Raw genomic sequence first — 8,219 nt, 5'->3', positions numbered from 1 at the left:
GCCTGTGATCAGCCATTCGATGAACGAGGTGGGGGTGACTCGACGCTACCAGGAGCTCGTCGGGCGCTTCGAGGCCCTCCCCTTCGTCAAGACCCAGGCGTTCGACGTCGACGGCTACGTGACGGACAAGGCGCTCGACGGGCTCTTCCACGTGCTCGGGGAGCAGGAGCGGCAGATTCGCCTCGAGCCTGCGGCCCGCACGACCGAGCTCCTCAAAGAGGTCTTCGGCAAGCGGTGACCGGAACGACCAGGGAGGGACTCTCATGCCTGCGCAGGACCTGATCATCGACCTCGTGATCCGCTACGGGTTCCAGGTACTCGGGCGTTCGCCATCCTCGCCGTCGGCTTTCTGGCCGCCTGGTGGGCCGGCGATCTGGCCGAGCGGTCTGGGCGCCGCCCAGATCGAGCCCCTCGGCGTCCGGCTCGGCGTTCATCCCTGGGTGCGAGTGCCCGACGTGGTGCCCGCGGAGGCCGAGCTCTACCAGGCGCTGACGGAGCGCCTGGGAGCGGCCGGCATCGGCGTGCCGCTCCTACGGCAAGAGGTGCGGCTGCTCGACGGCGCGCCGGCCGGCATCGCAGCCCGGTGACGGCTCGCGAACGCGGGCTAGTGGGCCAGTCGCACCATCCGCAGCTCGCTCTTCACCAGGTCGGGCACGACGACCATGAGCCCCTGGCCATCGCGGACGACGCAGAAGTCGGCCTGTCCCTTGAAGCCCTTGGCCAGTGGCTCCATGTCGGTCTTCGGGTTCTACCGTGAGAGAGATCCCGAGTTTCAGTCCGTCACCAGGAACGTCCCGTCATCCATCTCGTAGATGCCGTCCAGCCGGCCCGGCTCCCGGGCCACTCCTTGATCGCGCCGTCGGCGCCCAGGGCGTAGATGCCGCGCGCCTGCTGCGGCGACAAGAAGTCTGATCCGGCCCTTGCCGTCCTTCTCCGCCAGCTTGCGCTCCGACCCGAACCCCTGCGCCCAGGCCTCGGGGCCATCGCCGTCACGCCGATCACGGTGGCCAGCAGCGCCGACCCGACCATCATTCTCTTACCCATAAGTGGCCTCCGCCGGCAGCCGTTACGAGCGGGACGCCACGGGACCCGGGCGCGCTCCGTGATATGGTGACTGCCCGATGGTCGCCGACCCGGTATTTTTCCGCGATCTCGCCCTCGTGTTCGTCGCCGCGGTGTTCGGCGCCATCCTGGCGCGGCTGGCCCACCAGCCCCTGATCCTCGGCTACGTGGTGGCCGGCGTGGCCCTGAGCCCCCTGACGCCGGGGCCGGCCGTCTCCGACATCCACACCTTCGAGCTGTTCGCCGAGATCGGCGTAGTGCTCCTCATGTTCTCGATCGGCATCGAGTTCTCCCTGCGCGACCTCCTGCGCGTCAAGTGGGTCGCCATCGTCGGCGGGCCGCTCGGGATCGTTCTCTCGGTGGTGCTGGGCGTGGCCGTCGGCGGCCTGTTGGGCTGGACGGTGATCCAGGGCATGGTCGTCGGCATGGTGGTGTCGGTGGCGAGCACGATGGTCCTGGCCCGCCTGCTCGTCGACCGGGGAGAGCTGCACAGCCGCCACGGCCGCATCATGATCGGCATCACCCTGGTCGAAGATCTCGCCGTGGTCGTGCTCATCGTGCTGGTGCCCCGCCTGGGGGCTCTCGACACCGACCGGCTGATCTCGATCGGCGCCGCGCTCGGCCTGGGGATCGCCATCCTCGTGCCCGTCTTCTACCTGGCGGCCCGAGTCGCTCCCCCCATCCTGACCTACGTGGTCCGCATGCGCAGCCAGGAGGTGTTCCTTCTCGTGGCCCTGGCCATCGCGCTGGGCACGGCCGCCGTGACCCAGGAGGTCGGGCTCTCCCTCGCGCTGGGCGCCTTCCTGGCCGGCCTGCTGATCAGCGGTTCTGACTATGCCCACGAGACGCTGGCGCGCCTGTTGCCCATCCGCGACGTCTTCGTCGCCCTCTTCTTCGTCACCATCGGGGCCCTCATCAATCCCTGGGCGGTGTTCGACAGCCCCCGCCTGCTCGGGGTGATCGTCACGCTGGTCGTCCTCGGCAAGCTGATCATCTGGACGGGCGTGGTGCTGCTGTTCCGCCATCCCTTTTGGACGGCGGTCCTCGTAGGCCTGGGGCTCACGCAGATCGGCGAATTCTCGTTCATCCTGATCCAGGTCGCCCGGATGGCGGGGCACGTGGGAACCGACGTGTACAACGCCGTCCTGGCCGCGTCGATGCTCACGATCCTGATCAATGCGTTTCTCGTCCGGACCCTCCCCGGCTGGATCAAGAAGGTCCGAGTCGCTCGAGATCACGAGCCGACGCTCGGCGATACGGGGGCCAGGGGCCTGGACGGGCACGTCATCGTGTGCGGCTTCGGCCGGGTCGGAAGTCAGGTGGCCGAGGCCCTGGAAACCTTCCAGGCGCCGTACGTCGCGATCGACCTCGATCCCGACGTGGTGAAGAACGTCCGCCGGCGGGGCGTGCACTGCCTGTTCGGCGACGCCTCCAGCGACCACATCCTGATGGCGGCGAGCGTGGATCGGGCGGCCATGGTCATCCTGGCCGTGCCCGAGATCGAGGGGGCGTACCTGGCCGTCCGCCGCATCAGGGCGCGCAATCTCCACATCCCCATCCTGGCCCGCGCCCACAACGTCTCCGACGGCGAGCGCCTCATCAAGGCCGGCGCCACGGAGATCATCCAGCCGGAGTTCGAGGCGGCCGCCACGCTCATCCGGCACGCCCTGCGCCGCCTGCAGCTCCCGAGGGACCGCGTGCTCGCCTATCTGGACCGCTTTCGGGTCACGATGGAAGACGCGGCGCCCGGCGGGGCTCTGGGGGAAGCGCTGCCGGAGATCTCCGACGTGATCCTCGAAGACTCGTCGCTGACGGACCAGTCCCTGCGCGACGCCCGGATCCGCGAGCGCTTCGCCGTCACCGTCGTCGCGCTGACCCGGGCCTCGGGGGACTTCGTGCTCCACCCGGCGCCCGACACGATTCTCCGACCGGGCGACAGGGTCCGGGTCTTCGGCCTGCCCGCCCAGATCGAGGACTTCCGCCGGGCCGCCCGCGAAGGCCCCTGACGTCCTGCCCCGACATTATGACGGGCGTCATATCCAGCCGGCTCGACCGGGTGCAGCCTCGAGCCAAAGGAGGCGCCCGGGATGGTGGCTACGTGGCTGGTGGTCCCGTTGTCGGTGCTGGTGGCGCTGGCCTGGTCGGGGTGTGGGCTGTTGCCGTCGAGTCCCCGCGCCCCGTCGCCCGGCGGCGCCCTGACGGCCACCCCCGCCCGCCCCCTACCGACGCTTCCGCCGTCGTCCGGTGAGCCGCTCCCCGTCGCGCTCACGCCCTCCCGGATTCGCGCGGCCACGTCGGACCTGCTCGCCCTGGGCAAGCGGCTCTACGACCTGCAGTGTGCGGCCTGCCACGGCGCCGGCGGCCGTGGCGACGGCGAGGCCGCCTACCTGCTCTACCCCAAGCCGCGCGACTTCACGGCCGCCAGCTACCGCCTCGTCTCGACGTGGGAGCGTATGCCGACCGACGAGGACCTCTACCTCACCATCTCCCGCGGGATGCCGGGCTCGGCGATGCCGTCGTGGGGGCACCTGGGCGAGGAGGAACGCTGGGGGCTCGTGCACTACATCAAGAGCCTGGCGGCGACGCCGTGGACGGTGCCGCCGGCCGCCTATCCCCAGGGCGAAGGCCAGGTCGGGCAGGGTATCATCCGCGTCCCACCGGCACCGTCCTTCACGGCCGAGGCGCGTGCACTGGCCCTCGAGCGGTACGCGGACGCCTGCGCTTCGTGCCACGGCCCGACCGGCAAGGGCGACGGCGCCGAGGACCAAAAGGACGATCTCGGCTATCCCAGTCGTCCGCGCGATCTGACGGCCGGCGTGTTCAAGGGCTCGCCGGATCCCGCGCATCTGTACCGCCGCATCGTCGCCGGGCTTCCGGGCACGCCGATGCCGATGAGCGACTGGGCCTACGGCGACGAGGCCTGGCACCTGGTCAACCTGATCCGATCGTGGTCGAGCGACAACCAGCGCCAGCGCGCGGAGATGCGCAAGTTCCGTATCGTGGCGCGCCGGGTCGAGCGCCTGCCCGAACACCCGGACTCGGGGGACTGGAGACTGACCCAGCCGGTCAACCTGCACCTGATGCCGCTCTGGTGGCGCAGCGACCGGCCCGAGGAGATCACGGTCCGGGCACTGCACGACGGCAAGCAGCTCGCGCTGCTGCTGGTGTGGTCGGACACGACTGACGACCACACGGCCATGCGGCCCCAGGACTTCCGCGACGCCGTCGCCGTGCAGTTCTCGCTGACGCCCGATCCGCCGTTCTTCGCCATGGGAAGCCGCGGCCAGCCCGTCAACATCTGGATGTGGAAGGCCGAGCGCCAGGCCGATCTGGAGCCGGCTTTCCAGGACCTCGAGAAGGTCTATCCGAACCTCGGGATCGACTCCTACCCCAACTCCAAGATTCCCGCGGTGGAGCAGCCGACACGCCACGCCCTCACGCTGGGCTCCGACCCGCTCTTCGTCACCGGCTGGGCCGCCGGCAACATCGTCTCCGACCCTCTGCGCCAGAGCCCAGCGGAGGACCTGGTCGCCCAGGGGTTCGGCACGCTGCGCGCCCGCCCGCGTGACCTTCAGACGCTGGACGCCCGCGGCGTGTATGCCACGGGCACGTATCGCGTCATGCTGCGCCGCGCGCTCGCCGGTCGAGGGCCGCAGGCGGTGACGCTCCGGCCGGGGGCGACGGTGCCAGTGGGCTTTGCCGTCTGGAACGGCAGCGCCGGTGACCGTGACGGCAAGAAGTCGATCACGATCTGGCAGGACCTGCTGCTCGAGTGACCGGACAACCCAGGAGATGGCGATGAGGCGTCGCGAATTCCTTCGCTGGCTCGGTGTGGGGACGGGAACGGCGGCCGCGGTGGACCTTGGCCTGCCCCTGAGGCTGCTGGCCGCCGCCGACCCCGACCAGAATCCGCTCGCGGGATCGGTCGCCCGCGACTGGGAGAACATCTACCGCGAGCAGTACGGCTACGACCGTACCTTCGACTGGGTGTGCTCGCCGAACGACACGCACGCCTGCCGAGTCCGCGCCTTCGTGCGCAACGGCATCGTCACCCGGCTCGGCAACACCTACGACTACCAGACCTACGCCGACCTCGACGGCCGCCACGCGACGGCGAACTGGAATCCCCGCCAGTGCGCCAAGGGCTACACGTTCCACCGGGTGCTCTACGGCCCCTACCGGCTGAAGCACCCCATCGTCCGCAAAGGCTGGAAGGCGTGGGCCGACGCCGGCTTCCCGGAGCTGACCGACGAGCTCCGCGCCCAGTACCTGTTCGACAACCGCGGACAGGACGAGTTCGTCCAGATCGCCTGGGAGGACGCCTTCCGCTGTATCGCCCGGGCGCTGGTGGCGATCGCCGAGCGCTACAGCGGCGAGGCGGGCAAGGCCCGCCTGCTGGCCCAGGGCTACCAGCCGGAGATGGTGGCGGCGATGGGCGGGGCGGGGACGCGGACCGTGAAGATGCGGGGCGGCATGGGACTGCTCGGGGTCATCGGCAAGTACGGGATGTACCGCCTCAACAACTCGCTGGCCCTGCTCGATGCCGCCATCCGGGGCGTCCGACCCGCGGAGGCCAGAGCCGGGCGCACCTGGTCCAACTACACCTGGCACGGGGATCAGGCGCCGGGTCAGCCGTGGGTGCACGGCCTGCAGGCCTCCGACTGCGACTTCAACGATCTGCGCTTCTCGAAGCTGATCATCATGGACGGCAAGAACCTGGTGGAGAACAAGCTCACCGATTCCCACTGGTTCATCGAGACCATGGAGCGCGGCGCCAAGATCGTCGTGATCGCGCCCGAGTACGGCCCCCCCTCGACGAAGGCCGACTACTGGATTCCCATCCGGCCCCAGACGGACGCGGCCCTGTGGCTCGGCGTCACCCGGCTGATGATCGAGCACCGGTGGTACGACGAGGCCTTCATCAAGGCCTTCACCGATTTCCCGCTCTTGATCCGGACGGACACCCTGCGCCGGTTGCGCGCCCATGAGATCTTCCCCGACTACCGGACGACGCTGGCCGTGGACGGCCCATCCATGAAGGTCCAGGGCCTGACCCCCGAGCAGCACGCGCGGCTGGGTGATTTCGTGGTCTGGGACGAGCGCGCGAAGGCGATGCGCGCCCTCACCCGGGACGACGTCGGCGCCGGCATGGCGGGTCAGGGTCAGGGGATCGAGCCGGCACTGCAGGGCCGGTGGAAAGTGCGGCTGCGCGACGGCGCCGAGGTCGAGGTGGCCACCCTGTGGACCCTCTATCAGACTCACCTGGCCGACTACGATCTCGACACCGTCGCGGAGATCACGCACGCCCCGAAGGACCTCGTCCGCCGTCTCGCCGAGGACCTCGGCACCATCAAGCCGGCGGCCATCCACCAGGGGGAGGGCATCAACCACTGGTTTCACGCCACGGAGATGAACCGCGCCGCCTACCTGCCTCTCATGCTGACGGGGAATCTCGGCCGGCCCGGCGCGGGGTGTCACACGTGGGCCGGCAACTATAAAGCGGCCCTGTTCCAGGGCTCCCGGCAGACCGGCCCGGGCTTCAAGGGCTGGGTGGCCGAGGACCCGTTCCGGCCCAATCTGGATCCCGAGGCCCACGGCCGGGACGTGCCCACGCACGCCTACACCAAGGACGAGGAGCCCGCGTACTGGAACCACGGCGATCTCGCCCTCATCGTGGACACGCCGAAGTTCGGCCGCCGCAACTTCACCGGCGACACCCACATGCCGACACCGACCAAGGCGATCCTGTTCACCAACGTCAACCTGATCAACAACGCCAAGTGGGCGTACGGCGTCATCAAGAACGTGAACCCCAAGGTGGAGATGATCTGCGCGATCGATCTGCAGATGACCGCGTCCATCGAATACGCCGACATCGCGCTGCCGGCCAACAGCTGGCTGGAGTTCGAGGGGCTGGAGATCACGGCGAGCTGCTCCAATCCCTTCCTGCAGATCTGGAAGGGCGGCATCCCCCCGGTGTTCGACAGCCGTGACGATCTCATGATCCTGGCCGGCATCGCCGCGGCCCTCGCCGACGTGACGGGGGACCGGCGGTTCGCCGAGTACTTCAAGTTCGCGCTCGAGGGCAAGCGTGAGGTCTACATCCAGCGCCTGCTCGACACGTCCACCACCACGGCGGGCTACCGGCTGGCCGACATCATGGCCGGCAAGTACGGGCCTCCCGGCGGCGCCTTGATGCTGTTCCGCACCTACCCGCGCATCCCGTTCTGGGAGCAGGTCCACGACAGCGAGCCGTTTCACACCGACACCGGGCGGCTGCACGCCTACGCCGATGTCCCCGAGGCCATCGAGTACGGCGAGAATTTCATCGTCCACCGTGAGGGTCCGGAGGCCACACCCTACCTCCCGAACGTCATCGTGTCGTCGAACCCGCTGATCCGCCCCGAGGACTACGGCATTCCGCTCACGGCCGAGCACTGGGACGAGCGCACGATCCGCAACGTGAAGCTGCCGTGGAACCAGGTGAAGGGCACGAAGAACTTCCTGTGGGAGCGGGGCTTCCGCTTCTACTGCCTCACGCCCAAGACCCGCCACCGCGTCCACTCCAGCTGGTCGAACGTGGACTGGCACATGCTCTACGACTCGAATTTCGGCGACCCCTATCGCCTCGACCGGCGGGCGCCGTCGGTCGGCGAGCACCAGCTGCACATGAACCCGCAGGCGGCCCGCGATCTGGGCATCAACGACGGCGACTACGTCTACGTCGACGCCAATCCGGCCGACCGGCCGTACCTCGGGGCGAAGCCGGAGGATTTTTTCTACCGCGTCTCGCGCTGCATGCTGCGCGTCAAGTACAACCACGCGTATCCCTACGACTGCGTGATGATGAAGCACGCCCCCTTCATCGCCACCGAGAAGAGCGTCCGGGCGCACGAGACCCGTCCGGACGGGCGAGCCCTGTCCGCGAACACCGGGTATCAGGCCAATCTGCGATACGGCTCGCAGCAATCGGTCACCCGCAACTGGCACATGCCGATGCACCAGACCGACACGCTGTTCCACAAGGCCAAGGTGTCAATGAGCTTCATCTTCGGCGGCGAGGCCGACAACCACGCGGTGAACACGGTGCCCAAGGAGACGCTGGTCAAGATCACCCGGGCCGAGGCGGGTGGCCTCGGCGGCAAGGGCGTGTGGGC

6 protein-coding genes are annotated in these 8,219 nt (G+C 69.0%); 5 read left to right on the top strand and 1 reads right to left on the bottom strand.

Going from position 1 to position 8,219, the window contains the following annotated elements; genetic code table 11:
• Together VFR64_04410 and VFR64_04405 are read left to right on the top strand one after the other, a co-directional pair.
• On the top strand, positions 1-238 hold a 238-nt coding region (locus VFR64_04410), incomplete at its 5' end, for a DUF4197 family protein (protein ID HET9488983.1).
• Positions 239-263: 25 nt separating this feature from the next.
• A complete protein-coding gene (locus VFR64_04405) occupies positions 264-587 on the top strand; it encodes a hypothetical protein (GenBank protein ID HET9488982.1) in 324 nt (107 codons plus the stop codon).
• Positions 588-604: 17 nt separating this feature from the next.
• Here the strand turns inward: VFR64_04405 and VFR64_04400 are convergent, their stop codons facing one another.
• A complete protein-coding gene (locus VFR64_04400; protein ID HET9488981.1) occupies positions 605-733 on the bottom strand; it encodes a hypothetical protein in 129 nt (42 codons plus the stop codon).
• Positions 734-1,121: 388 nt separating this feature from the next.
• Between VFR64_04400 and VFR64_04395 the strand changes: the two genes are divergently transcribed.
• The 3 genes from VFR64_04395 to VFR64_04385 all read left to right on the top strand — a co-directional run.
• Entirely contained in the window at positions 1,122-3,068 is a 1,947-nt protein-coding gene (locus VFR64_04395) for a cation:proton antiporter (GenBank protein HET9488980.1), read from the top strand.
• An 81-nt stretch (positions 3,069-3,149) separates the two neighbouring features.
• Positions 3,150-4,838, top strand: coding sequence for an ethylbenzene dehydrogenase-related protein (locus VFR64_04390; protein HET9488979.1), 1,689 nt, complete (start codon positions 3,150-3,152; stop codon positions 4,836-4,838).
• A gap of 22 nt (positions 4,839-4,860) precedes the next feature.
• Positions 4,861-8,219 (top strand): molybdopterin-dependent oxidoreductase (locus VFR64_04385; protein ID HET9488978.1); only part of this gene is annotated, 3,359 nt, incomplete at its 3' end.

The organism is Candidatus Methylomirabilota bacterium (assembly GCA_035709005.1).
Classification (GTDB): Bacteria; Methylomirabilota; Methylomirabilia; order Rokubacteriales; family CSP1-6; genus 40CM-4-69-5.
This window is presented reverse-complemented; position numbering and strand designations above follow the sequence as displayed.